22 protein-coding genes, 1 pseudogene and 1 riboswitch are annotated in these 22,543 nt (G+C 58.4%); of the genes and pseudogenes, 10 read left to right on the forward strand and 13 right to left on the reverse strand.

From position 1 onward, the window contains the following. Positions 1-38: 38 nt before the first annotated feature. From cecR to SK62_RS14140, 5 genes are read left to right on the forward strand one after another with little or no spacing between them, the layout of a single operon-like run. The gene (gene cecR, locus SK62_RS14120) at positions 39-716 is read left to right on the forward strand and encodes a transcriptional regulator CecR (protein ID WP_015571074.1); all 678 of its coding nucleotides are present in this window, start codon (positions 39-41) and stop codon (positions 714-716) included. Further along, the gene (hlyD, locus tag SK62_RS14125; protein ID WP_023296152.1) at positions 713-1,708 is read left to right on the forward strand and encodes a secretion protein HlyD; all 996 of its coding nucleotides are present in this window, start codon (positions 713-715) and stop codon (positions 1,706-1,708) included. The genes cecR and hlyD overlap by 4 nt, the downstream gene beginning before the upstream one ends. Then, the gene (locus SK62_RS14130) at positions 1,701-3,440 is read left to right on the forward strand and encodes an ATP-binding cassette domain-containing protein (protein ID WP_045337871.1); all 1,740 of its coding nucleotides are present in this window, start codon (positions 1,701-1,703) and stop codon (positions 3,438-3,440) included. The genes hlyD and SK62_RS14130 overlap by 8 nt, the downstream gene beginning before the upstream one ends. Next, the gene (locus tag SK62_RS14135; RefSeq protein WP_045343735.1) at positions 3,430-4,563 is read left to right on the forward strand and encodes an ABC transporter permease; all 1,134 of its coding nucleotides are present in this window, start codon (positions 3,430-3,432) and stop codon (positions 4,561-4,563) included. Before SK62_RS14130 ends, SK62_RS14135 begins: the two co-directional genes overlap by 11 nt. A gap of 57 nt (positions 4,564-4,620) precedes the next feature. After that, entirely contained in the window at positions 4,621-5,727 is a 1,107-nt protein-coding gene (locus tag SK62_RS14140) for an ABC transporter permease (protein ID WP_047718775.1), read from the forward strand. On the opposite strand, the gene SK62_RS14145 is transcribed toward SK62_RS14140, so the two are convergent. Next, entirely contained in the window at positions 5,689-6,099 is a 411-nt protein-coding gene (locus tag SK62_RS14145; protein WP_003858499.1) for a YbhQ family protein, read from the reverse strand. The genes SK62_RS14140 and SK62_RS14145 overlap by 39 nt on opposite strands. Before the next feature lie 133 nt (positions 6,100-6,232). On the opposite strand from SK62_RS14145, the gene SK62_RS14150 reads away from it, so the two are divergent. Genes SK62_RS14150 through SK62_RS14160 form a run of 3 tightly spaced genes read left to right on the forward strand, consistent with a single transcriptional unit; the run spans position 6,233 to position 9,191 of the window. Next, entirely contained in the window at positions 6,233-6,994 is a 762-nt protein-coding gene (locus SK62_RS14150) for an endonuclease/exonuclease/phosphatase family protein (protein ID WP_017384933.1), read from the forward strand. Beyond that, positions 6,991-8,229 carry a cardiolipin synthase ClsB gene (gene clsB / locus SK62_RS14155; RefSeq protein ID WP_047718776.1) on the forward strand — a complete coding sequence of 413 codons (1,239 nt, stop codon included), beginning with the start codon at positions 6,991-6,993 and terminating at the stop codon, positions 8,227-8,229. The genes SK62_RS14150 and clsB overlap by 4 nt, the downstream gene beginning before the upstream one ends. Beyond that, positions 8,229-9,191: a lysylphosphatidylglycerol synthase domain-containing protein gene (locus SK62_RS14160; RefSeq protein ID WP_015571080.1), complete on the forward strand. Its 963-nt coding sequence runs from the start codon at positions 8,229-8,231 to the stop codon at positions 9,189-9,191. Before clsB ends, SK62_RS14160 begins: the two co-directional genes overlap by 1 nt. A gap of 126 nt (positions 9,192-9,317) precedes the next feature. Here SK62_RS14160 and SK62_RS14165 read toward each other — a convergent pair whose 3' ends face one another. From SK62_RS14165 to moaA, 6 genes are all read right to left on the reverse strand, one after another. After that, on the reverse strand, positions 9,318-10,025 hold the full coding sequence (locus tag SK62_RS14165; protein ID WP_015571081.1) for a Bax inhibitor-1/YccA family protein: 708 nt from the start codon (positions 10,023-10,025) through the stop codon (positions 9,318-9,320). A 58-nt stretch (positions 10,026-10,083) separates the two neighbouring features. Next, positions 10,084-10,536 carry a molybdopterin synthase catalytic subunit MoaE gene (gene moaE, locus SK62_RS14170; RefSeq protein WP_015571082.1) on the reverse strand — a complete coding sequence of 151 codons (453 nt, stop codon included), beginning with the start codon at positions 10,534-10,536 and terminating at the stop codon, positions 10,084-10,086. A 1-nt stretch (position 10,537) separates the two neighbouring features. Next, on the reverse strand, positions 10,538-10,783 hold the full coding sequence (gene moaD, locus SK62_RS14175) for a molybdopterin synthase sulfur carrier subunit (protein WP_047718778.1): 246 nt from the start codon (positions 10,781-10,783) through the stop codon (positions 10,538-10,540). After that, entirely contained in the window at positions 10,776-11,261 is a 486-nt protein-coding gene (moaC, locus tag SK62_RS14180; RefSeq protein WP_006809528.1) for a cyclic pyranopterin monophosphate synthase MoaC, read from the reverse strand. Before moaC ends, moaD begins: the two co-directional genes overlap by 8 nt. 3 nt (positions 11,262-11,264) lie before the next feature. Continuing rightward, on the reverse strand, positions 11,265-11,777 hold the full coding sequence (moaB, locus tag SK62_RS14185) for a molybdenum cofactor biosynthesis protein B (protein ID WP_022647501.1): 513 nt from the start codon (positions 11,775-11,777) through the stop codon (positions 11,265-11,267). 24 nt (positions 11,778-11,801) lie between these two features. Next, complete coding sequence (gene moaA / locus SK62_RS14190; RefSeq protein WP_017384935.1) at positions 11,802-12,791, reverse strand: GTP 3',8-cyclase MoaA; 990 nt, start codon at positions 12,789-12,791, stop codon at positions 11,802-11,804. Next, positions 12,779-12,912: riboswitch (molybdenum cofactor riboswitch) on the reverse strand. It overlaps the preceding gene by 13 nt. A 226-nt stretch (positions 12,913-13,138) precedes the next feature. Here moaA and yvcK point away from each other — a divergent pair. After that, positions 13,139-14,047: a uridine diphosphate-N-acetylglucosamine-binding protein YvcK gene (gene yvcK, locus SK62_RS14195; protein ID WP_017384936.1), complete on the forward strand. Its 909-nt coding sequence runs from the start codon at positions 13,139-13,141 to the stop codon at positions 14,045-14,047. A 97-nt stretch (positions 14,048-14,144) separates the two neighbouring features. Here yvcK and SK62_RS14200 read toward each other — a convergent pair. Beyond that, positions 14,145-15,299, reverse strand: a pseudogene (locus SK62_RS14200) (IS481 family transposase). A 115-nt stretch (positions 15,300-15,414) separates the two neighbouring features. After that, complete coding sequence (uvrB, locus tag SK62_RS14205) at positions 15,415-17,430, reverse strand: excinuclease ABC subunit UvrB (protein ID WP_015571085.1); 2,016 nt, start codon at positions 17,428-17,430, stop codon at positions 15,415-15,417. 748 nt (positions 17,431-18,178) lie between these two features. On the opposite strand from uvrB, the gene SK62_RS14210 reads away from it, so the two are divergent. Continuing rightward, entirely contained in the window at positions 18,179-18,901 is a 723-nt protein-coding gene (locus SK62_RS14210) for an ABC transporter ATP-binding protein (RefSeq protein WP_045142380.1), read from the forward strand. On the opposite strand, the gene bioD is transcribed toward SK62_RS14210, so the two are convergent. From bioD to bioB, 4 genes are read right to left on the reverse strand one after another with little or no spacing between them, the layout of a single operon-like run. Beyond that, positions 18,864-19,565, reverse strand: a complete 702-nt coding sequence (gene bioD / locus SK62_RS14215; RefSeq protein ID WP_023303329.1) for a dethiobiotin synthase — start codon at positions 19,563-19,565, stop codon at positions 18,864-18,866. The genes SK62_RS14210 and bioD overlap by 38 nt on opposite strands. Further along, positions 19,558-20,313, reverse strand: a complete 756-nt coding sequence (gene bioC, locus SK62_RS14220; RefSeq protein WP_045343742.1) for a malonyl-ACP O-methyltransferase BioC — start codon at positions 20,311-20,313, stop codon at positions 19,558-19,560. Before bioC ends, bioD begins: the two co-directional genes overlap by 8 nt. Continuing rightward, positions 20,297-21,454 (reverse strand): 8-amino-7-oxononanoate synthase, encoded by a 1,158-nt coding sequence (gene bioF / locus SK62_RS14225; protein WP_032670302.1) that lies wholly within the window; start codon positions 21,452-21,454, stop codon positions 20,297-20,299. Before bioF ends, bioC begins: the two co-directional genes overlap by 17 nt. Further along, on the reverse strand, positions 21,451-22,491 hold the full coding sequence (bioB, locus tag SK62_RS14230) for a biotin synthase BioB (RefSeq protein WP_017694116.1): 1,041 nt from the start codon (positions 22,489-22,491) through the stop codon (positions 21,451-21,453). Before bioB ends, bioF begins: the two co-directional genes overlap by 4 nt. Positions 22,492-22,543 lie beyond the last annotated feature (52 nt).

Consider the following 22,543-nt stretch of genomic DNA (forward strand, 5'->3'; position numbering starts at 1 on the left):
AATCTTAATCAATCGATTGATTAATTTTTAATGCTGCTATGAATACAACCCCAACGACAACCAAAGGCGAACAGGCGAAAAGTCAGCTTATCGCCGCCGCGCTGGCGCAGTTTGGCGAGTATGGTCTGCATGCCACCACGCGGGATATCGCCGCTCAGGCCGGGCAGAATATTGCGGCCATCACCTACTATTTTGGCTCAAAAGAGGATTTATACCTCGCCTGTGCCCAGTGGATCGCGGATTTTATCGGCACCAGCTTTCGCCCGCACGTGGAAGAAGCCACCGCGCTGTTCAGCCAGCCAGAGCCGGACCGGGCTGCCATCCGCCAGTTGATCCTTAACGCCTGTCACAACATGATCCGCCTGCTGACGCACGACGATACGCTGAACCTGAGCAAATTTATCTCCCGCGAGCAGCTCTCCCCCACTGCCGCCTACCAGCTGGTGCACGATCAGGTGATCGCTCCGATGCACGGCCATCTGACCCGGCTGATCGCCGCCTATACCGGACGGGACGCCAGCGATACCGACACCATTTTGCATACCCACGCCCTGCTGGGCGAAGTGCTCGCCTTCCGTCTGGGGCGTGAGACCATCCTGTTACGTACGGGCTGGACACAATTCGATGAGGATAAAGCCGCGCAAATTAGCCAGGTCATTACCTGTCACGTTGATCTGATCCTGCAAGGCTTAACGCAAAGGAGCCAGAAGTCATGAAAAAACCTGTCGCCATCATTCTGGTGGTTGTTGTGTTACTTGCTGCGGGAATCGGTGGCTGGCTGTGGTATCAGAGCCAGCAGGATCGTGGCCTGACGCTGTACGGCAACGTGGATATCCGCACCGTGAACATGAGCTTCCGCGTCGGCGGACGGCTGGCCTCGCTGAACGTTGACGAAGGCGATGCCATCAAAGCCGGGCAGACGCTGGGAATGCTGGACAAAGCCCCGTTTGAGAACGCGCTGATGCAGGCAAAAGCAGGCGTCTCCGTCGCACAGGCGCAATACGACCTGATGCTGGCGGGCTACCGTGACGAAGAGATCTCCCAGGCGGCCGCTGCCGTTAAGCAGGCAAAAGCAGCCTATGACTATGCGCAGAATTTCTATAACCGTCAGCAAGGCTTATGGAAAAGCCGTACTATTTCCGCCAACGACCTGGAAAACGCGCGCTCATCCCGCGACCAGGCACAGGCGACGCTGAAATCTGCCCAGGATAAGCTAAGCCAGTACCGCACCGGTAACCGTGCGCAGGACATTGCCCAGGCGAAGGCCAGCCTTGAGCAGGCGCAGGCGCAGTTAGCCCAGGCGGAGCTGGATCTGCACGACACCACGTTAGTCGCCCCGTCTGACGGCACGCTGATGACCCGCGCCGTGGAGCCGGGCAGCATGCTCAGCGCGGGCAGCACCGTGTTAACGCTCTCCTTAACCCGTCCGGTGTGGGTGCGCGCTTACATTGATGAGCCAAATCTTGGCCAGATGCAGCCGGGCCGCGAACTGCTGCTCTATACCGACGGTCGCCCGGACAAGCCGTATCACGGCAAAGTGGGCTTCGTCTCCCCTACCGCCGAGTTCACGCCAAAAACCGTTGAAACCCCGGACCTGCGTACCGACCTGGTGTATCGCTTGCGCATCATCGTCACCGATGCGGACGACGCGCTGCGTCAGGGCATGCCTGTTACCGTGACCTTAAACGACGGGGAACGACATGAATGATGCGGTTATCCAGCTCAACAATCTGGTCAAACGCTTCCCGGGAATGGCCAAACCGGCGGTCGCACCGCTGAATTGTACGATTCAGAAAGGCTATGTGACCGGGCTGGTGGGGCCGGACGGCGCGGGTAAAACCACGCTGATGCGGATGCTGGCGGGATTGCTGAAGCCGGATGAAGGCAGTGCCAGCGTGCTTGGCCTCGATCCGATCAAAGACGACGCGGCGCTCCACGGCATGCTCGGCTATATGCCGCAGAAGTTTGGTCTGTACGAAGATCTGACGGTAATGGAAAACCTCAATCTGTATGCCGATCTGCGCAGCGTTACCGGCGAAACCCGGCAGAAAACCTTCCAGCGTCTGCTGGCGTTTACCTCCCTCGGCCCGTTCACCGACCGGCTGGCGGGCAAACTTTCCGGCGGGATGAAGCAGAAGCTGGGGCTGGCCTGCACGCTGGTGGGCGAACCGAAGGTGCTCTTGCTGGATGAACCCGGCGTGGGCGTGGACCCGATTTCCCGCCGCGAGCTGTGGCAGATGGTGCACGAGCTGGCGGGTGACGGCATGCTGATCCTCTGGAGTACCTCTTACCTTGATGAAGCAGAGCAGTGCCGCGACGTGCTGCTGATGAATGAAGGCGAACTGCTCTATCAGGGCGAACCCACCGAGCTGACGCAAACCATGGCCGGGCGCAGTTTTCTGCTGCACAGCGCGCAGGAGTCCAACCGCAAGCTGCTGCAACGGGTACTGAAGCTGCCGCAGGTGAGCGACGGGATGATTCAGGGCCGTTCGGTGCGCGTGATCCTCAAAAAAGAGACTTCCGCCGACGATATCCGCCGTGCGCAGGGTATGCCTGAGATCGACATGACAGAGACCGCGCCGCGCTTTGAAGATGCGTTTATCGATCTGCTGGGCGGGGCGGGAACCTCAGAATCACCGCTTGGCGCCATCCTGCACACGGTGGAAGGCACGGCGGGCGAAACGGTCATTGAAGCAAAATCGCTCACCAAAAAATTCGGCGATTTCGCCGCCACCGATAACGTCAATTTTGCCGTGAAGCGCGGCGAGATATTTGGCCTGCTCGGGCCGAACGGCGCGGGGAAATCCACCACCTTTAAAATGATGTGCGGCCTGCTGGTACCGACCTCCGGCAAAGCGCTGGTGCTGAACATGGATCTCAAAGTCAGCTCCGGCAAGGCGCGCCAGCACCTGGGCTATATGGCGCAGAAGTTTTCGCTCTACGGCAACCTGACGGTGGAGCAAAATCTGCGATTTTTCTCCGGCGTCTATGGCCTGCGGGGACGGGCACAGAATGAGAAGATCGGCCGCATGTGCGACGCCTTCGGCCTGACCGATATCGCCTCACACGCTACCGACGCTCTGCCGCTTGGCTTCAAACAGCGGCTGGCGCTGGCCTGCTCACTGATGCACGAGCCGGATATCCTGTTTCTTGATGAACCGACTTCAGGCGTGGACCCTCTCACCCGCCGCGAATTCTGGCTGCATATCAATAGCATGGTGGAAAAAGGCGTGACCGTGATGGTCACCACCCACTTTATGGACGAGGCAGAGTATTGCGACCGCATCGGGCTGGTCTATCGCGGCAAGCTGATTGCCCACGGCACCCCGGATGACCTGAAAGCGCAGGCCGCCGACGACGCGCAGCCAGACCCGACCATGGAGCAGGCGTTTATCACCCTCATCCACGACTGGGATAAGGAGAATACTCATGCGCAGTAACGCCCTTTCCTGGCGCCGGGTGCGCGCCCTGTGCGTCAAAGAGACGCGGCAGATTGTGCGTGACCCCAGCAGCTGGCTGATTGCGGTGGTGATCCCCCTGCTGCTGCTGTTTATTTTCGGCTACGGGATTAACCTCGACTCCAGCAAACTGCGGGTCGGGATTTTGCTGGAGCAGCAGAGCGAAGAGGCGCTGGACTTCACCCACGCCATGACCGGCTCGCCCTACATCGATGCCACCATCAGCGACAACCGGCAGGAACTGATCCAGAAAATGCAGGCCGGAAAAATTCGCGGTCTGATCGTCATTCCGGTCGATTTTGCCGCCAATATGGCACGCCCTGGCGCCGATGCGCCAATTCAGGTGATCACCGACGGCAGCGAGCCTAACACCGCCAACTTCGTGCAGGGCTATGCGGAGGGGATCTGGCAGCTCTGGCAGATGCAGCGCGCCGAAGACCGGGGGGAGGAGTTTGAACCGCTGATTGACGTGCAGACGCGCTACTGGTTTAACCCCGCCGCCATCAGCCAGCATTTTATTATTCCGGGGGCGGTCACCATCATCATGACGGTGATTGGCGCGATCCTCACCTCGCTGGTGATCGCCCGCGAATGGGAGCGCGGCACCATGGAGGCGCTGCTCTCGACCGAAGTGACGCGCGTCGAGCTGCTGCTCTGCAAGCTGATCCCCTACTACTTCCTCGGCATGCTGGCGATGCTGCTGTGTATGCTGGTCTCGGTATTTATTCTTGGCGTGCCGTACCGCGGCTCGCTGGTGCTGCTGTTCTTTATTACCAGCCTGTTTTTGCTCAGCACGCTGGGGATGGGACTGTTAATTTCCACCATCACCCGCAACCAGTTTAACGCCGCGCAGGTGGCGCTTAATGCCGCCTTCCTGCCGTCGATTATGCTCTCCGGCTTTATCTTCCAGATAGACAGTATGCCGGCGGTGATCCGCGCCGTGACGTACATCATTCCGGCGCGCTACTTTGTGAGCACCCTGCAAAGCCTGTTCCTGGCGGGAAATATTCCGGTGGTGCTGATTATCAACACCCTGTTTTTGCTGGCGTCGGCGGTGATGTTTATCGGGCTGACGTGGATGAAAACGAAAAGAAGATTAGATTAGCCATCGGATTTTGTAGGTCGGGTAAGCACAAGCGCCACCCGACAGGAGGACGACGCGATGTTTCACCGTTTATGGACATTGATCCGCAAAGAGCTGCAATCCTTGCTGCGCGAGCCGCAGACCCGCGCCATTCTGGTGCTGCCGGTGCTGCTTCAGGTTGTACTGTTTCCGTTTGCCGCCACGCTGGAGGTCACCAACGCCACCATCGCCATTTACAACGAAGACAACGGCAAGCATTCCGTCGAGTTGACGCAGCGTTTCGCCCGCGCCAAAGCCTTTACCCATGTCCTGCTTCTGGAAAGCCCGCAGGCGATCCAGCCCACCATCGACACGCAAAAAGCATTATTGCTGGTGCGCTTCCCGGCGGACTTTTCCCGCAACCTGGACACCTTCCAGACCGCGCCGATGCAGCTGATTCTCGACGGACGTAACTCCAACAGCGCCCAGATTGCGGCGAACTATTTGCAACAGGTGGTGAAGGATTACCAGCAGGAGCTGATGGCAGGCAAACCCAAACCCAACAACAGCGAACTGGTGGTGCGCAACTGGTACAACCCGAACCTGGACTATAAATGGTTTGTGGTGCCGTCGCTGATCGCCATGATCACCACCATTGGCGTGATGATTGTCACCTCGCTGTCCGTGGCGCGCGAACGTGAGCAAGGTACGCTGGATCAGCTGCTGGTCTCACCGCTCGCCACCTGGCAGATATTTGTCGGCAAGGCGGTGCCGGCACTGATTGTCGCGACGTTCCAGGCCACCATCGTGCTGGGGGTGGGAATATGGGCGTACCAGATCCCGTTTGCCGGATCGCTGACGCTGTTTTACTTCACGATGGTGATTTACGGCCTGTCGCTGGTGGGGTTTGGGCTGCTGATTTCCGCGCTCTGCTCAACGCAGCAGCAGGCGTTTATCGGGGTGTTTGTCTTTATGATGCCGGCGATTTTGCTTTCAGGGTATGTTTCGCCAGTGGAGAACATGCCAGTGTGGTTACAGGATTTGACGTGGATAAACCCGATTCGTCACTTCACGGATATCACCAAGCAAATCTATCTGAAGGATGCGAGTCTGGATATTGTGTGGGGAAGTTTGTGGCCGCTACTGGTCATCGCGGCCACAACGGGCTCAGTGGCCTATGCGATGTTTAGACGAAACATCGCGTAGCTTTTTCTCTTTGGTGAGCAACGACACCACCGCAGGCCCTGCGAGGATAGCCAGACCCGCCAGGGCCAGCAGCAGGTTGTTTTGCAGCACGCGTGACAACAGCCACAGGACGATCATTGCCGCACCAAAATACCAGGTGGTGGTGAGCTCTTCGAGCACATCACCCACTTCACGCCAGCGCGCGTCGTGGTGACGCTGTAAAAACAGCATCGACAGCACGGTCACGCCGTAAACCACGCATAACCCTAAGCCGACACGCACCAGCGTGCCGCTCATCCAGCCCATCACCAGTACGGCCACGACCAGTAAATGCAACATTATCTGCCAGCAACTCAAACCGGTTGCGACACGAACGCGTTGTTGCCACTTCATGGCTTCTCTCCTGAAGGATTTTTCTCTGCTAATTCAGACTACCGCACTTTACGGAAAATTCCGTAACGCCGCATCTTTTTGTGACGCCTACTACACTTTATTTTCATCGGGATAGTCACCCAGGAAGGTGTTTATGAGCAAAAAAACGCAGCATTTCTCGCTTAAGGTGCTGACGATAAACATTCATAAGGGCTTCACAGCATTTAACCGCCGCTTCATTTTACCGGAGCTGCGCGACGCGGTACGCACCGTCAGCGCCGATATTGTCTGCCTCCAGGAGGTCATGGGCGCGCACGAAGTGCACCCGATGCATTTCGAAAACTGGCCCGACACGCCCCACTACGAGTTTCTGGCGGATACCATGTGGAGCGACTACGCCTACGGGCGCAATGCGGTCTACCCGGAGGGGCATCACGGTAACGCGGTGCTGTCGCGTTTTCCTATCGAGCATTATGAGAACCGCGACGTCTCCGTTGGCGAGAGCGAAAAACGCGGGCTGTTATACTGTCGTATCACCCCCCCGGCGCTCGATTTTCCCATTCATGTGGGCTGTGTTCATCTTGGCCTGCGTGAAGCCCACCGTCAGGCCCAGCTACAGATGCTGGCAGACTGGACCAATGCGCTGCCGGAGGGCGAGCCCGTAGTAGTGGCCGGTGATTTCAACGACTGGCGACAGCGGGCCAACCATCCGCTGAAGGTGAAGGCGGGGCTGGAGGAGATCTTTACCCGCTCACGCGGTCGTCCCGCGCGGACGTTTCCGGTGCGCTTCCCCCTGCTGCGCCTTGACCGCATTTACGTAAAAAATGCCCACGCCAGCAGCCCGACGGCGCTGGCTTTACTCAACTGGCGACATCTCTCCGACCATGCCCCACTCAGCGCGGAGATCCACTTATGAAATGCTCATGGCAGGAAGGTAACCGTATTACGCTGCTGGAAAATGGCGATAACTTTTATCCGGCGGTTTTTGAGGCGATTAGCCACGCACAGCAGAAAGTCTTTCTCGAAACGTTTATCTGGTTTGAAGACGACGTGGGCAGGCAGTTGCACAGCGCACTGCTGCATGCCGCCCGTCGCGGTGTAAAAATCGAGGTTCTGCTCGACGGATATGGTTCGCCGGATCTCAGCGACGAATTTGTTAACGAGCTCACCGCCGCAGGGGTGGTGTTCCGCTATTACGATCCCGGCCCGCGTCTGTTCGGCATGCGCACCAACCTGTTCCGCCGAATGCACCGCAAAATTGTGGTGGTGGATGAAACGGTGGCCTTCGTTGGCGGCATTAACTACTCCGCCGAGCATATGTCGGATTACGGTCCCGAAGCTAAACAGGACTACGCGATCCGTATCGAAGGACCGGTGGTTCAGGACATCCAGCTGTTCGTGCTGGAAAACTTACCCGGCAAAGAGGCCGCTCGCCGCTGGTGGCGACGCCGTCATCGCCCGGAAGAGAACCGCAAGCCCGGCGAGGCGCAGGCGCTGTTCGTCTGGCGGGATAACGAGGAGCACCGGGACGATATCGAGCGTCATTACCTGAAGATGCTGGCGAACGCGAAGCGCGAGTTGATTATCGCCAACGCCTATTTCTTCCCCGGTTACCGGATTTTGCACGCCATGCGCAACGCGGCCCGACGCGGCGTGAGCGTGAAGCTTATCGTGCAGGGTGAGCCCGATATGCCGATTGTGAAGGTGGGCGCGCGTCTGCTCTATCGCTATCTGGTCAAAAGCGGCGTGCAGATCTATGAATATCGCCGCCGCCCGCTGCACGGCAAAGTCGCCGTGATGGATGACCACTGGGCGACCGTTGGCTCCAGCAACCTCGATCCGCTGAGCTTATCGCTCAATCTGGAAGCGAACCTGATCATCCACGATCGCCAGTTTAATCAGACCCTGCGCGATAACCTTCAGGGTCTTATCAATAAAGACTGCGTGCGTGTGGATGAGTCCATGGTGCCGAAACGGAGCTGGTGGAACGTGGGCATCGGCGTGGTGGTGTTCCACTTCCTGCGCCACTTCCCGGCCATGGTGGGCTGGCTGCCCGCGCATACGCCGAAACTGGCGCTGGTGGATCCGCCTGTGCAACCCGAAATGGAAACCCAGGACCGCGTAGAGGCGGAAGATGGAGGGAAAACCTGATGTCGAAATCTCATCCTCGCTGGCGGCTGGCGAAAAAAATCCTGACCTGGCTGTTCTTCATTGCCGTCGCGGTCCTGCTGGTGGTGTATGCCCAAAAGGTGGACTGGGAAGAGGTGTGGAAAGTTATTCGCAACTACAACCGGACAGTCCTGCTGGGGGCCGTTGGGCTGGTGATTGTGAGCTACCTGATGTACGGCTGCTATGACCTGTTGGGACGCGCCTACTGCGGACATAAGCTTGCCAAACGGCAGGTTATGCTGGTGTCATTCATCTGCTACGCCTTTAACCTGACGCTGAGCACCTGGGTGGGCGGGATTGGTATGCGCTATCGCCTGTACTCCCGCCTTGGCTTACCGGGCGGCACCATCACGCGTATTTTCTCCTTAAGCATCACCACCAACTGGCTGGGGTATATCCTGCTGGGCGGGGTGATTTTCACCATCGGCGTGGTGCAGCTGCCTGCGCACTGGTACATCGATGAGGCTACCCTGCGCATCCTGGGCATCGTACTGCTGCTGATCATCGCCGCCTACCTGTGGGCCTGCGCCTTTGCCAAACGTCGTCACATGACCATTAAAGGCCAGAAGCTGGTGCTGCCGTCATGGAAGTTTGCCGTCCTGCAAATGGTGGTTTCCAGCGCTAACTGGATGGCGATGGGGGCCATTATCTGGCTGTTGATTGGCGAAGATGTGAACTACTTCTTCGTGCTGGGCGTGCTGCTGGTAAGCAGTATTGCCGGGGTGATTGTGCATATTCCGGCGGGTATTGGCGTACTGGAGGCGGTGTTTATCGCGCTGCTTGCGGGGGAGCATGTGTCTCACGGGACGATTATCGCCGCCCTGCTCGCGTACCGCATGATCTACTACTTCCTGCCGCTGGCGCTGGCAACGGTCTGTTATCTGGTGCTGGAGAGTCGGGCGAAGAAGCTGCGCGCGAAGAACGAGAGGATGTTGGCGAAGTGAGTTGTGTCGGGTAGCGCTGCGGTCTGATGCCCTCACCCCGGCCCTCTCCCACGGGGAGAGGGAGAAAAGCCCGCACCGTGCAATCCCCTCTCCCTGAGGGAGAGGGTTAGGGTGAGGGGGAAATAACTAGCGACGGTTGCCAAAAATACGCAGCAGCATCAGGAACAGGTTGATGAAGTCCAGATAAAGCGTCAGCGCGCCCAGAATCGAGTATTTGCGCAGGTTTGAACTGTCGCGAACATCAATTTGTTCACCGATGTTTTTCAGCTTCTGGGTGTCGTAAGCGGTTAAGCCCACGAAGATCACCACCCCGATATAGGTCACCGCCCACATCAGCGCGTCACTCTTCAGCCACAGGTTCACCAGCGACGCCAGCACAATCCCAATCAGCCCCATAAACAGCATGTTGCCGAAGCCGCTCAGGTCACGTTTGGTGGTGTAACCGTACAGGCTCATCACACCGAACATCCCGCCGGTCACCACAAACGTGCTGGCGATGGAAGAGTAGGTGTAAACGATGAAAATACTGGAAAGCGTCAGCCCGGTCAGCGCCGAATAGAGCATAAACAGCGTGGTCGCCATACCCGCGCTGAGCTTGTGCACCAGCCCGGAGAGCACGAACACCAGCGCCAGTTGCGCAATAATCAGCCCAAAGAAGGTGATTTTGCTTGAGAAGATAAACATCATCAGTTCAGGCGTGTTTGCCGCATACCACGCGATAAACGCGGTAAGCAGCAGGCCAACCGTCATCCAGCCATACACCTGAGCCATGTAGGTTTGCAGCCCGCTACGGGTCTGCTGAACTATCGAATCGGAACGCGGAAATCGGTCCATGATTCACTCCTGATTAAGTAAACACACACGTTAAGAGTAACACATCCGCGTAAACCAACTACCAACGGCTGGCGGCATGTTTATCGCTGTCGCGTGATTCCACCCAGCGCTCACCTTCCGGCGTCGCTTCACGCTTCCAGAACGGCGCTTTGGTTTTAAGGTAATCCATGATGAACTCCCCCGCCGCAAAAGCACTCCCGCGATGGGCGCTGGTGACGCCAACAAACACAATCTCTTCGCCGGGCCACATTTCGCCGATGCGATGGATAACCGTAACGCGCCCCAGCGGCCAGCGGCCTCGCGCCTCTTCGACAATGGCCGCCAGCGATTTTTCGGTCATTCCCGGATAGTGCTCCAGCGTCAGCGCTTTTACGCTGTCCCCGAGATTATGATTACGCACTTTCCCGGTAAACGTCACGACCGCGCCGTCTTCGTCGCGCCCGGCCAGCCAGTCATATTCCGTGCCCACGTTAAAACGCTCATGGCCGACCAGAATTCGGGTTTCCGTCATCTTAACCCCCTGTGACCGGCGGGAAGAAGGCCACTTCGTCCCCATCGGCCAGCGGGTGGGTTAACTCCACCAGCGTCTGGTTCACGGCGGCCAGCAGTTTGCCTTCGTCCAGCGCCAGCGCCCAGCGGTCGCCTTGCGCCGCCAGATGCGCACGCAGGGCGGCGACATTTTTGAAAGAGCCGTCCAGCGTCAGGCTGTCGGTATTGACCAGCTCACGGACCTGGGCAAAAAAGAGCACCTTAATCATGGCTTTCCACCTTAAAATCACCGGATTTGCCGCCGCTTTTTGCCAGCAGACGCACCGGGCCAATCACCATATCTTTCTGCACCGCTTTACACATGTCGTAGATGGTCAGCGCCGCCACGGAGGCCGCCGTCAACGCCTCCATCTCCACGCCGGTTTTCCCGGTCAAGCGGCACAGGGACTCGATACGCACGCGGTTATGCTCCGGCTGCGCCTGCAAATTTACCTCCACTTTGCTGAGCATCAGCGGATGGCAGAGCGGGATGAGGTCCCAGGTACGTTTAGCGGCCTGAATACCGGCGATGCGGGCGGTGGCAAACACATCACCCTTGTGATGGCTACCGTCGATAATCATCGCCAGCGTCTCCGGCAGCATGGTGACGAACGCTTCAGCACGCGCCTCGCGCACCGTTTCGGCTTTGGCGGAGACATCCACCATATGCGCTTCGCCAGCGGCGTTAATGTGGGTCAGTTGTGACATAGCTTATTTCTTTAAATGGGGATGGAAATTACATGGACGGGTACGGGCATCCAGCTGCGGGGCAATAATGTTTTCCCACGCGGTGCGGCAGGCTTTGGTCGACCCCGGCATGGCGAAGATCAGCGTCTTATTCGCCACCCCCGCGACGGCACGGGACTGAAGCGTAGAGGTGCCAATCTCTTCAAAGGAGAGCATGCGGAACACTTCGCCGAAGCCTTCCACTTCGCGATCGAACAGCGGGAGCAGCGCTTCCGGCGCCTGGTCGCCTGCGGTAAAGCCGGTGCCGCCAGTGATCAGAACAACCTGGACGTCATCGCTCGCAATCCACTGTGAGACCTGAGCGCGAATGGCGTAACGGTTTTCTTTGACGATCGCTTTATCAACAATCTGGTGTCCGGCTTCGTGTGCCGCCTCGCGCAGCCAGTGGCCGGAGGTATCATCCTCTTCACCACGACGTTCGGAAACGGTAAGAATAGCAATGCGTGTCGGGATAAATTCCGCGCTTACCTGACTCATCTTCTGGTTCCTTCTAAAGCCTGATTACCCGCCGATATAGGACAGGTTCTGAGTAATGCCGGTGTTGCCCTGATGCAGGAAATGGGTCTGCTTTTTGTGCGTCAGCGCCTCGGAAATACGTGCTTCAAGCGCGTCCTGCTGGGCGTCATCTTCCAGCAAATCGCGTAGATCGACGCCGCCATCCCCGAACAGGCAAAGATGGAGCTTGCCGACGGAGGAGACGCGCAGGCGGTTGCAGCTGGCACAGAAGTCTTTTTCATAGGGCATGATCAGGCCGATTTCGCCTTCATAATCCGGATGACAAAAGACCTGCGCCGGGCCATCGCTGCGCTGGCGGATCTGGTGGATCCAGCCGCGTTTCAGCAGTTCGTCGCGCAGAACCATGCCGGAGATATGATGGCGACGGAACAGCTCGCTGCCCTCCCCGGTCTCCATCAGCTCAATAAAACGCAGTTGAATGCGGCGCGGTTTGATCCACGCCAGGAAGGTGTCCAGCTGATGGTGGTTCACATCACGCATCAACACGGTGTTGACTTTGACCTTGTCGAAACCGGCGGTGAACGCGGCATCGATGCCGTCCATCACCTGCTGGAACTTGTCCTGGCCGGTAATGGCGTGGAACTGACGGGCGTCCAGGCTATCGACGCTGACGTTGATCGCCGTCAGCCCCGCATCGCGCCAGTTCGCCACGTCACGCGCCATGCGGTAACCGTTGGTGGTCACCGCGATCTGGCGGATACGTTCGTTTTCACGCACGGCGGCAATGATGTCAGGGAAATCACGGCGCAGGGAGGGCTCTCCCCCGGTAAGACGCACTTTTTCCGTGCCAAGTTCAGAGAACGCGCGCGTGACGCGGCGTACTTCATCCACGGAGAGAAAGCCATTATTGGTGACGCTGCCCGGCTTGTAGCCATCGGGCAGGCAGTAGGTGCAACGGAAGTTACACACGTCGGTAATCGACAAACGTAAGTAGAAAAACTTACGCGCGAAAGCATCAGTAAGTTGTGAAGCCATGTACACCTTTCCAGATCGGGAGGCACAGTCATTTCTTTCTGTACCCTGGTGGCAAATCCGCCACGGCCAGGGCGCCATATCTCTCGACACAGGCGCCAGGGCTAGAGTGTATGTTTTCAGTTTTGAAAACGTGGTTATGGCGATAGTAGCGTGGAAATCGCCACTTCGCCATTGTCGCTTTTCGCTATATAAATTTATATATAACGATGTTATCGTGCATTTTCACTACAGAATACGCAAAAACAGCGCTTTCGCATTGATATACGTCATTATGGTTTGTGAGAGGCATCGTCTTTTAGGAGTAGTTGCGTTACTGTGACGCAAGCTTAACAGGATAAGGAATAGGTATGCGCAATCGCACTTTTGCGGATCTGGACCGTGTGGTCGCTCTTGGCGGAGGTCACGGTCTGGGACGCGTGATGTCGTCGTTATCGTCACTGGGCTCGCGCCTGACTGGCATCGTGACAACAACGGACAACGGCGGCTCAACCGGGCGGATCCGACGTGCTGAAGGCGGGATTGCCTGGGGTGACATGCGCAATTGCCTCAACCAGCTTATCACGGAGCCAAGCGTGGCCTCGGCGATGTTTGAATACCGTTTTGGCGGGAATGGTGAACTTTCAGGCCATAACCTTGGAAATCTGATGTTAAAGGCACTTGATCACCTGAGCGTGCGCCCTCTGGAAGCGATCAATTTAATTCGTAACCTGTTAAAGGTGGATGCATTCCTGATCCCGATGTCTGAACAGCCGGTGGATTTAATGGCGATCGATGCCGACGATCACGAAGTGTATGGTGAAGTGAATATCGACCAGCTTCTTCTTCCGCCAAAAGAGCTGATGACCTACCCCAGCGTACCCGCAACGCGTGAAGCGGTAGAAGCGATTGCCGAGGCCGATCTGATCCTGATTGGGCCGGGAAGTTTTTACACCAGCCTGATGCCGATCCTGCTGGTGAAAGAGCTGGCGCAGGCGCTGCGCAGAACGCCTGCGCCCATGGTCTATATCGGTAATTTAGGCCGCGAACTCAGCCCGGCGGCGGCAAGCCTGTCGCTGGCGGATAAGCTGGACCTGATGGAACAGTACGTTGGTAAGAAAATTATCGATGGTGTCGTGGTCGGGCCGAAAGTGGATGTATCGGGGATTGGCGATCGCGTGGTGGTGCAGGAGCCGCTGGAAGCCAGCGATATTAAATATCGCCACGACCGCCATCTGCTGCGCGAGGCGCTGGAGAAGGCGATTCAGGCATTAGGTTAGGTTCGTTTTGTGCGGCCTGATGCCCTCACCCCGGCCCTCTCCCTTGTACAGTCCGGGGACATGGTAGACAGGTGTTCGGGGACATGGTGAACACTTTTTAACATCCTTTACCCATGATGATCGACTTTTTCTTCAGGTCGATCATCCCCACTTTCGTGCTGTACCACCATACTTCATAGCAGCCGTCCTCCTGTGTCTCCCTCAGCCCCACACGCTCTCCCCTGAAGGCCTTCCCTGCGTTCAGACTGATACCCTGTATGCTCAGCTTCCCGCTGATATCCACCTTCCTGACCACCACGCCTTCATCGTACTCCGGTGGGGGTGTGCCGGCGCGGTACTACCGCGCAGACGGCTGGTATCTCGAGGCCGGTACTGCCATGTCCAGCGCTTCATGTGGCCGTTCAAGGTTGTACACCGTCCGCCAGTGGTCGAAAGCGCGCTGCAACTCACCGCTGTCCGCGAACCATCTCTCCTGTAGCACTTCCGCCTTCAGGCTGCGGTGAAAACGCTCCAGCTTGCCCTGCGTCTGCGGATGGTAAGGCCGGGAATGGCCCACCCGGATACCGTGGCGCATCAGCCACAGCTCCAGCGCCGTCCAGGTGCCGGTGGTGTCACCCCACGGCGAGCCGTTGTCCATCGTCATCCGGTCCGGCAGGCCGTAACGCTCAAACACGCTGACCAGTTGCTGCTGCACGGTCTCGCGCCGTTCATCGGTACAGTGCGCCAGGCACAGGGAAAAACGGGAGTGGTCATCCAGCAGGGTGAGCGGATGGCAGCGGCCACCGCCAAAGGGAAAGTGGCCCTTAAAATCCATCTGCCAGAGCCTGTTCGGCGCATCGTGTTCGAAGCGGCCCGTAGCCGGAATACCGGGCGCCGTTCCCGGCAGCAGGCCATGGCGGGCCATCAGGTTATGGACGGTGCTGAAGGCAGGCATGGTGTGTCCCTGGTCTTCGAGCCAGCGCTTAATCTTGCGGGCTCCCCAGCGTTCATGACGGGCATGTGCCATGCGCAGCAGGGCAGTGATGTCGTCTGACGAGCGGTTCGGGGAATGGTGCGGTATGCGCGGGCGGTCCTGAAGGCCGGCGGCGCCTTCCTGAACCCAGCGCTGAAGCCACTTGTAGCCGGTGGCAGGGGAAATGCCGTAGTGACGGCAGAGGGAACGGATGTTCGCCCCGTCCTGCGAGGCGAACAAAACAAACTCGGTACGTAATGACATGGTATCTCTCGCATCCCAGGGCATAAGCGACTCCATAAACGGGTTCTTATGCCTTAGTTGTAAGTGTCTACCATGTCCCCGAACAAGTGTTCACTATGTCCCCGGACCGTACACCCACAGGGAGAGGGAGAAAACGCCACCGGGCAAAAAACTACGATGCCGCAATAAACAGATCCCGCAGCTGATGCAGCTGATCGCGGATTTGCGCGGCCTCTTCGAACTCCAGGTTCTGCGCATGCTGCATCATCTGCCCTTCCAGCTCGTGGATCTTCTGCTGCAACGCTTTCGGCGTCAGCGCGACGGTATCCTCTTCCACCACTGAACGGGCCTTGCCGCGGCCTTTCGCTTTGGTCTTCGCAATGTTCTGACCCAGCGCCAGGATATCCACCACCTTCTTGTTCAGCCCCTGCGGCGTGATGCCGTGCTCTTCGTTGTAGCGCTGCTGCTTCTCGCGACGACGTTCCGTTTCGCCAATCGCTTTGGCCATCGACGGGGTGATTTTATCCCCGTACAGGATCGCCTTCCCGTTGACGTTACGCGCGGCGCGGCCAATGGTCTGGATCAGCGAGCGCTCGGAACGCAGGAAGCCCTCTTTGTCCGCGTCCAGAATCGCCACCAGCGACACCTCAGGCATATCCAGCCCTTCTCGCAGAAGGTTAATACCGACCAGCACGTCGAACTCGCCCAGACGCAGATCGCGGATGATCTCCATACGCTCCACGGTATCGATATCCGAGTGCAGATACCGCACCTTCTCACCGTGTTCTTCCAGATACTCCGTCAAATCTTCCGCCATACGTTTGGTGAGCGTGGTAACCAGCACGCGCTCGTTGATGGCGGAGCGGGCACGTATTTCCGAGAGCAGATCGTCCACCTGCGTCGCCACCGGACGCACCTCGATAATCGGATCCAGCAGCCCGGTCGGACGCACCACCTGGTCCACCACGTCATCACCGGATTTTTCCAGCTCGTAGTTGCCCGGCGTGGCCGATACGTAGATGGTCTGCGGAGCAAGCGCCTCAAATTCTTCAAACTTCATCGGACGGTTGTCCAGCGCTGACGGCAGTCGGAACCCGTACTCCACCAGCGTCTCTTTACGCGCGCGGTCACCGCGGTACATCCCGCCGATCTGGGGGATCGTAACGTGGGATTCGTCGATCACCAGCAGGCCGTCCGCCGGAAGGTAGTCAAACAGCGTCGGCGGCGCTTCGCCCGGCCCGCGCCCGGAGAGGTAGCGCGAGTAGTTTTCGATGCCGGAGCAGTAGCCCAGCTCGTTCATCATCTCCAGATCGAACTGGGTACGCTGGCTCAGGCGCTGCTCTTCCAGCAGCTTATTGTTCGCCAGCAGCACCTTGCGGCGGTCCGCCAGCTCGGTTTTGATCTCTTCCATCGCCTGCACAATACGCTCGCGCGGCGTTACATAGTGCGTTTTTGGGTAGATGGTGAAGCGCTGGATCACCGACTCGACGTGACCGGTCAACGGATCGAACAGCGACAGGCGTTCAACCTCTTCGTCGAACAGCTCCACGCGCAGCGCCATATCGTCCGACTCCGCCGGGAAGATATCAATCACCTCGCCGCGCACGCGGAAGGTCCCGCGCTGGAACGCCTGATCGTTACGGGTGTACTGCAACTCCGCCAGACGGCGCAAAATCGCACGCTGATCGATGATCATCCCCTGCGTCAGGTGCAGCATCATCTTGAGATAGAGATCCGGATCGCCCAGGCCGTAGATCGCCGACACCGAGGCCACCACCACCACATCACGACGCTCCAGCAGCGCCTTGGTCGCCGACAAACGCATCTGCTCGATATGTTCGTTCACCGAGGCATCTTTCTCGATAAACGTGTCGGAGCTGGGAACGTAGGCTTCCGGCTGGTAGTAGTCGTAGTAGGAGACGAAATACTCCACCGCGTTTTCCGGGAAGAACTCTTTCATCTCACCATACAGCTGCGCCGCCAGCGTTTTGTTCGGCGCGAGAACCATCGTCGGACGCTGGAGATCGGCAATGACGTTGGCAATGGTGAAGGTTTTGCCCGAACCGGTAACCCCCAGCAGGGTCTGGTGCGCCAGCCCGTCCTCCAGCCCCTCTTCCAGGCGACGAATAGCCTCGGGCTGATCCCCGGAAGGACGGAAAGCAGAATTCAGTTTAAACGGTTTACTCATGGGCGACGACCTGATGACAGAATAAGCGGCAGGTGAGTAATTTTACTCGTTGTGGCCAGGATTGCCAGTAAAAAACACTGGATGAAAAACCAGTAGCGTGTCAGGATATTTAGCGTAGCGCAGAGAGGATTAGTGCGTTCGCGAGCCAAATTTCGACTGTGACAAAATAAAACACCAGCCTCAGGGGGTTATCCCCAGAACTATTACTTTTTTAACATTTGTCAAGGGCGGTTATGAAAGTTTTATGGCAGCAGGTCTCGCTGGCGTTGAGGGAATTGCTTTTATCTAATTCGTTAAAAAATAAAGACTAATTTATTAAGCCGCGTTTCGCATCAATTTGGTTGTAACCCGCGTATTCTCTCGCTTATCGCGGGTTTTCTAACTCTAATGCACAAGGTTATCCACAGGAATAGTGGATAACTGCCTCCAGCCCGTACAGCATGCACTCCAGCAAATTCCCGGTTTTTCCCACGAAGCGGCAGTAAAAAATTTTTATCACTCTTTTTTGCCTGGAAAACGTTCATTTTTTCATAAGCGACTGGCGAGATCTTAATCACAATTCTGTCATTTCTCCTGCACCACAATTCGACATACGCAGCACCGGGAGTGTGCAATTCGTATAAACGTTCAGCTTTTGATAGTGAGTTATTCCTAAAAATGGCCTTTTTTTAATCATTATGAAGTTCCTGGCAGGCGTTTTGCAGACATCACTCTGTGCATCACCCCACACATTTTTAAGGAGAGAAAGATGTTGAGTCTGCGTGCTGTAAATCAGTTTTACGGAAGCCAACATACGCTATGGAACGTGAATATCGATTTCCCGCAAGGCATCTGTACGGGCATTGTTGGCCTGCCTGGCATGGGCAAATCCACGCTTATGAACTGCATTACCGGAAAGGTGCCCGTCGAGAGCGGCACCATCATCTGGCATGAGGCTGGCGCGCCGCCGCATAACTTGCTCAACCCTGCGTCAGCATTCCCGGCGCCGCCGACGATAGGCTACGTCCCGCAGGATCGGCGAATATTTTCCCAGCTGACCGTCGATGAAAATCTGCATATCGCTATGCGGGCGACGGGGAAACCCGACCCGGCATCAAAAAGTGACGTGTATGCCCTGTTTCCGGAGCTTTTTCCGCTGCGACAGAGCCGTGCCTCTGCGCTGTCCCCTGACGACCAGTATCAGCTGGCCCTCGCCAGTGCGCTGGTTAATCGTCCGCGCGTGCTGATTCTGGATGAGCCCATGCATGGCGCAGGGCACGGTTTCGCGCGCAGGCTGGGGCAGCTGCTGGTGCGGCTGAATCGGGAGCTGGGAATGACGGTGCTGTTAGCGGAGCAACAGCTGTCGTTTATCCGCCGGGTAGCGGATCGTTTCTGCATGCTCTATCGCGGGCGTAACGTGGCACAGGGCCACGTTAACGAGCTGGATGACGACCTTATTGCGCACTGGATGGCGCGGGACATAAGGCGCTGAGGTCGAGATAGCGTCCGGTTTCCGCCTGCTCTGCGCCGTCGGCAAGCCACGGGATCTCGCCGAGAAACGGCGCAGGCAGCACCCGCTTCAGCGTCGCCAGATACTCAGCATGACGTTTACCCGGCGCTACCACGTCATTGGCAATCCACCCTGCCAGACGCAACCCGGCCTGCTGCACGGCCTGGGCGGTCAGCATGGCGTGATTGATACAGCCAAGCTTCACGCCAACCACCAGAATGACCGGAAGCTGCTCGGCCTGCACCCAGTCAGCAAATGTCTGCTCGTCGGACAGCGGGGTAAACCAGCCGCCAGCCCCCTCCACCAGCACCCAGTCGGCCTGCGTTTCCAGGACGCGTAACCCGGAAGAGAGCACCGAAAAATCAATCGGACGATCTTCATCGACGCTGACGATGTGCGGCGAGGTGGGTTCAGCAAAGGTATAGGGGTTCACCGCAGAATAGGCCAGCGTAAGGCTGCTGTTACGCTGTAGCGCCAGCGCATCGGTATTACGTAAGCCTTCCGGCGTCATCTCGCTGCCGGAGGCTACGGGCTTATACCCGGCCGTAGTTTTCCCCAGCAGACGCGCCGCCTGCAACAGCGCGGCGCTGGCAACCGTTTTACCGACTTCAGTGTCCGTGCCGGTAACAAAATAACGTTCAGTCACGTTCAATAATCCCATGAAAAAGATGATAAGAGAGCGGGAACCGGCCCCGCTCCTGCGGCCAGGCCAGCTCGAGACGCTGGAGTTGGCCGCGGGTAAGGGGTTTCTTCTCCCGTCCGGCGTGCAGGTGCGTCGCGCCTATGCCCTTAAGCGATCGCATGGCGCTTAACGCATCGCTAAATTCGAGGGTGACGGTCTGGACCACGCTGCGATAGCGCCAGCCTGCCAGCGCCTGAGTGACCTGTTCGTGCGAGAGAAACCGGTTGACGTGCGGCTGTGCATCCACTGCCCTCCACGCCTGATTCAGCTCTGGCAACGAACTTTCCAGCAGGGTGGTAAAGGCCACCGCTCCGCCGGGCCGCGCCACGCGGTATAGCTCGCGTAGGGCCTGCGGCAGGCTGGCGCACCACTGCACCGCCAGATGGCTCCAGACAAGGTCAAACAGCGCATCCTCCAGCGGGATGGCCTCGATATCGGCCACCAGATAACGGTCTGCTGACTGCTGCTGGCGGGCCTCATCCAGCATCTGCGCGGATAAATCCAGCGCCGTGACGTGGCTACCCGTTGCGCGCCAGTAGCGGCTATTGCCGCCAGGCCCGCAGCCAGCGTCGAGCACCTGCGCAAAACGCCCCTCACCGAGCGCGGCCAGCAGCCCGCGGGCGCTCAGGCGTTGCAGCTCATCGTGCTGTGAATAGCTTTGCGCTGCCCGGCCAAACGCGGCGGCAACGGCCTGTTTATTGACAGGAGACATACAGTGCCTCCAGAAGCGTATCGATATCCTGCGGCTCGTGCGCTGCCGTGAGCGTCAGACGCAAGCGCGCGGTGCCTGGCGGCACGGTGGGTGGGCGGATCGCCGTGACCCACTGCCCCCGCTCTCGTAGCGCCTGTGCCAGCATCAGCGCCCGATGGTTTTCACCCACAATCACGGGCTGAATGGCGCTGTGCGAGTCGGTAAGCCGGTAAGGCAGTGCGCTTACCCCCCGGCGAAAACGCTGAATATGGTCGGCCAGGCGCGCCCGGCGTTCAGCGCCGTCTTCGCCGCGGATCACCGCAAGCGACGCAGAGAGCGCCACGGCCTGCGCCGGGGGCATGCTGGTGCTGTAGATCAGGTGCCGGGCGAACTGCACCAGGTAATCGGCCACCGGCTCGCTGCACAACACCGCGGCGCCGCTGACGCCGAAGCCTTTGCCGAAGGTGACCACCAGCAGTTCCGGCCTGACGCGTTGCTGGTGCGCGCTTCCGCGCCCCTCCTCGCCGGTGACGCCAATGCCGTGGGCATCGTCGACCAGCAGCCAGGCGTTCTGCTGTTTTGCGACGTCATGCAAAGTGGCAAGCGGCGCGCTGTCGCCGTCCATGCTGAATACCCCTTCCGTCACCGCCAGCTGAAGCCCTGAACAGGGTTTACCCAGCAGGACGTTCAGCTGAGAGGCATCGTTATGGGCAAAACGCCGCAGCTGCGCCGGGCTGAGACTGGCCGCTTCAAGCAGGGACGCGTGGCTCAGGCGGTCCGCGATGATGCGGTCGTCTTTGCCCATCAGGGCGGTAATCACCGCCTGATTCGCGGCAAAACCGGAGATAAACAGCAGCGCCCGCGGGTAGCCCAGCCAGTCGGCCAGCTCTTCCTCCAGCGCCTGATGCGCCGTGGTGTAGCCGCTGACGTGCCCGGAGCCACCGCTGCCCACGCCGTAACGATCCGCGCCCTGCTGCCAGGCGCGAACGATCTGCGGGTGCTGGCTCAGGCCCAGATAATCGTTGCTGGAGAAATTACAGAACCGCTCTCCTTCCCGGGAGAGAAAACGGCCTGCACCGTTTTCCACTACCCTGCGCACCCGAAACGCATCCGCCGCCCGCCGCTCGTCGAGCGCGGTCCTGATACGTGCCTGCCAGGTCATACGGCTGCCGCGTTGTAGAACTGGTCGGTGTCGGCGTTAAAAATCTGCTGCTCCAGCTGCTGCTGTTGCTCGTTATCCCCCGCCTGTACCTCGGTCTGGTGTGGGTTCAGCCCCAGCTTGCGGAACAGCTGGACATCTTTGTCCTCTTCCGGGTTTGGCGTGGTCAGCAGTTTGCAGCCGTAGAAGATGGAGTTGGCCCCGGCCATGAAGCACATCGCCTGGGTCTGCTCGCTCATCTGCTCGCGACCGGCGGAGAGGCGAACGTAAGAGGTCGGCATCATGATGCGCGCCACCGCGATGGTGCGGATGAAATCGAAGGCATCCACGTCCTCGTTATCCGCCAGCGGCGTCCCTTTTACCTTCACCAGCATGTTGATGGGCACGCTTTCCGGCGGGGTCGGCAGGTTTGCCAGCTGTAACAGCAGGCCGGCACGATCTTTTACCGTCTCGCCCAGTCCCACGATCCCGCCGGAACAGACCTTGATCCCCGCATCACGCACTTTATCCAGCGTGTCCAGACGCTCCTGATAGGTGCGCGTGGTGATGATGTTGCCGTAAAACTCCGGCGAAGTATCGAGGTTGTGGTTGTAGTAATCCAGCCCCGCCGCCGAGAGACGCTGCGCCTGCTCCTCGTTCAGCGTGCCCAGGGTCATGCAGGCTTCAAGCCCCATCGCCTTCACCCCCTTCACCATCTGCTCCAGATAGGGCATGTCGCGGTCATGTGGATTTTTCCACGCCGCGCCCATGCAGAAGCGGGTCGAGCCAGCGTTTTTGGCCTTGCGCGCGGAGTCGAGCACCTGCTCGACTTCCATCAGGCGCTCGGATTCGAGACCGGTTTTATAGCGCGCGCTTTGCGGGCAATATTTGCAGTCTTCCGGGCAAGCCCCGGTTTTGATCGACAGCAGCGTGCTGACCTGAACATGACGCGGATCGAAGTGCTGGCGGTGCACCTGTTGCGCCTCAAACATCAGCTCCAGGAAAGGTTTGTTGAATAATTCAGTGACTTGCGACATCGTCCAGCGTGCGTGGTGAGCCATCGGGCTTCTCCAAAGGGTTTTGTTAATTGTCGGTTCGGTTTATACTTGTAAA

The organism is Enterobacter sp. BIDMC109 (assembly GCF_001037885.1).
In the GTDB taxonomy this organism is placed as follows: domain Bacteria; phylum Pseudomonadota; class Gammaproteobacteria; order Enterobacterales; family Enterobacteriaceae; genus Enterobacter; species Enterobacter hormaechei_C.

Coding starts and splice junctions, on each gene's coding strand:
- SK62_RS14160 (WP_015571080.1), top strand. CDS start 8,229: ATGTCGAAATCTCATCCTCGCTGGCGGCTGGCGAAAAAAATCCTGACC.
- moaA (WP_017384935.1), bottom strand. CDS start 12,791: ATGGCTTCACAACTTACTGATGCTTTCGCGCGTAAGTTTTTCTACTTA.
- uvrB (WP_015571085.1), bottom strand. CDS start 17,430: ATGAGTAAACCGTTTAAACTGAATTCTGCTTTCCGTCCTTCCGGGGAT.
- SK62_RS14165 (WP_015571081.1), bottom strand. CDS start 10,025: ATGGACCGATTTCCGCGTTCCGATTCGATAGTTCAGCAGACCCGTAGC.
- SK62_RS14150 (WP_017384933.1), top strand. CDS start 6,233: ATGAGCAAAAAAACGCAGCATTTCTCGCTTAAGGTGCTGACGATAAAC.
- moaB (WP_022647501.1), bottom strand. CDS start 11,777: ATGAGTCAGGTAAGCGCGGAATTTATCCCGACACGCATTGCTATTCTT.
- yvcK (WP_017384936.1), top strand. CDS start 13,139: ATGCGCAATCGCACTTTTGCGGATCTGGACCGTGTGGTCGCTCTTGGC.
- SK62_RS14140 (WP_047718775.1), top strand. CDS start 4,621: ATGTTTCACCGTTTATGGACATTGATCCGCAAAGAGCTGCAATCCTTG.
- SK62_RS14135 (WP_045343735.1), top strand. CDS start 3,430: ATGCGCAGTAACGCCCTTTCCTGGCGCCGGGTGCGCGCCCTGTGCGTC.
- hlyD (WP_023296152.1), top strand. CDS start 713: ATGAAAAAACCTGTCGCCATCATTCTGGTGGTTGTTGTGTTACTTGCT.
- SK62_RS14145 (WP_003858499.1), bottom strand. CDS start 6,099: ATGAAGTGGCAACAACGCGTTCGTGTCGCAACCGGTTTGAGTTGCTGG.
- SK62_RS14210 (WP_045142380.1), top strand. CDS start 18,179: ATGTTGAGTCTGCGTGCTGTAAATCAGTTTTACGGAAGCCAACATACG.
- bioF (WP_032670302.1), bottom strand. CDS start 21,454: ATGACCTGGCAGGCACGTATCAGGACCGCGCTCGACGAGCGGCGGGCG.
- moaE (WP_015571082.1), bottom strand. CDS start 10,536: ATGACGGAAACCCGAATTCTGGTCGGCCATGAGCGTTTTAACGTGGGC.
- bioC (WP_045343742.1), bottom strand. CDS start 20,313: ATGTCTCCTGTCAATAAACAGGCCGTTGCCGCCGCGTTTGGCCGGGCA.
- SK62_RS14130 (WP_045337871.1), top strand. CDS start 1,701: ATGAATGATGCGGTTATCCAGCTCAACAATCTGGTCAAACGCTTCCCG.
- moaD (WP_047718778.1), bottom strand. CDS start 10,783: ATGATTAAGGTGCTCTTTTTTGCCCAGGTCCGTGAGCTGGTCAATACC.
- clsB (WP_047718776.1), top strand. CDS start 6,991: ATGAAATGCTCATGGCAGGAAGGTAACCGTATTACGCTGCTGGAAAAT.
- moaC (WP_006809528.1), bottom strand. CDS start 11,261: ATGTCACAACTGACCCACATTAACGCCGCTGGCGAAGCGCATATGGTG.
- cecR (WP_015571074.1), top strand. CDS start 39: ATGAATACAACCCCAACGACAACCAAAGGCGAACAGGCGAAAAGTCAG.
- bioB (WP_017694116.1), bottom strand. CDS start 22,491: ATGGCTCACCACGCACGCTGGACGATGTCGCAAGTCACTGAATTATTC.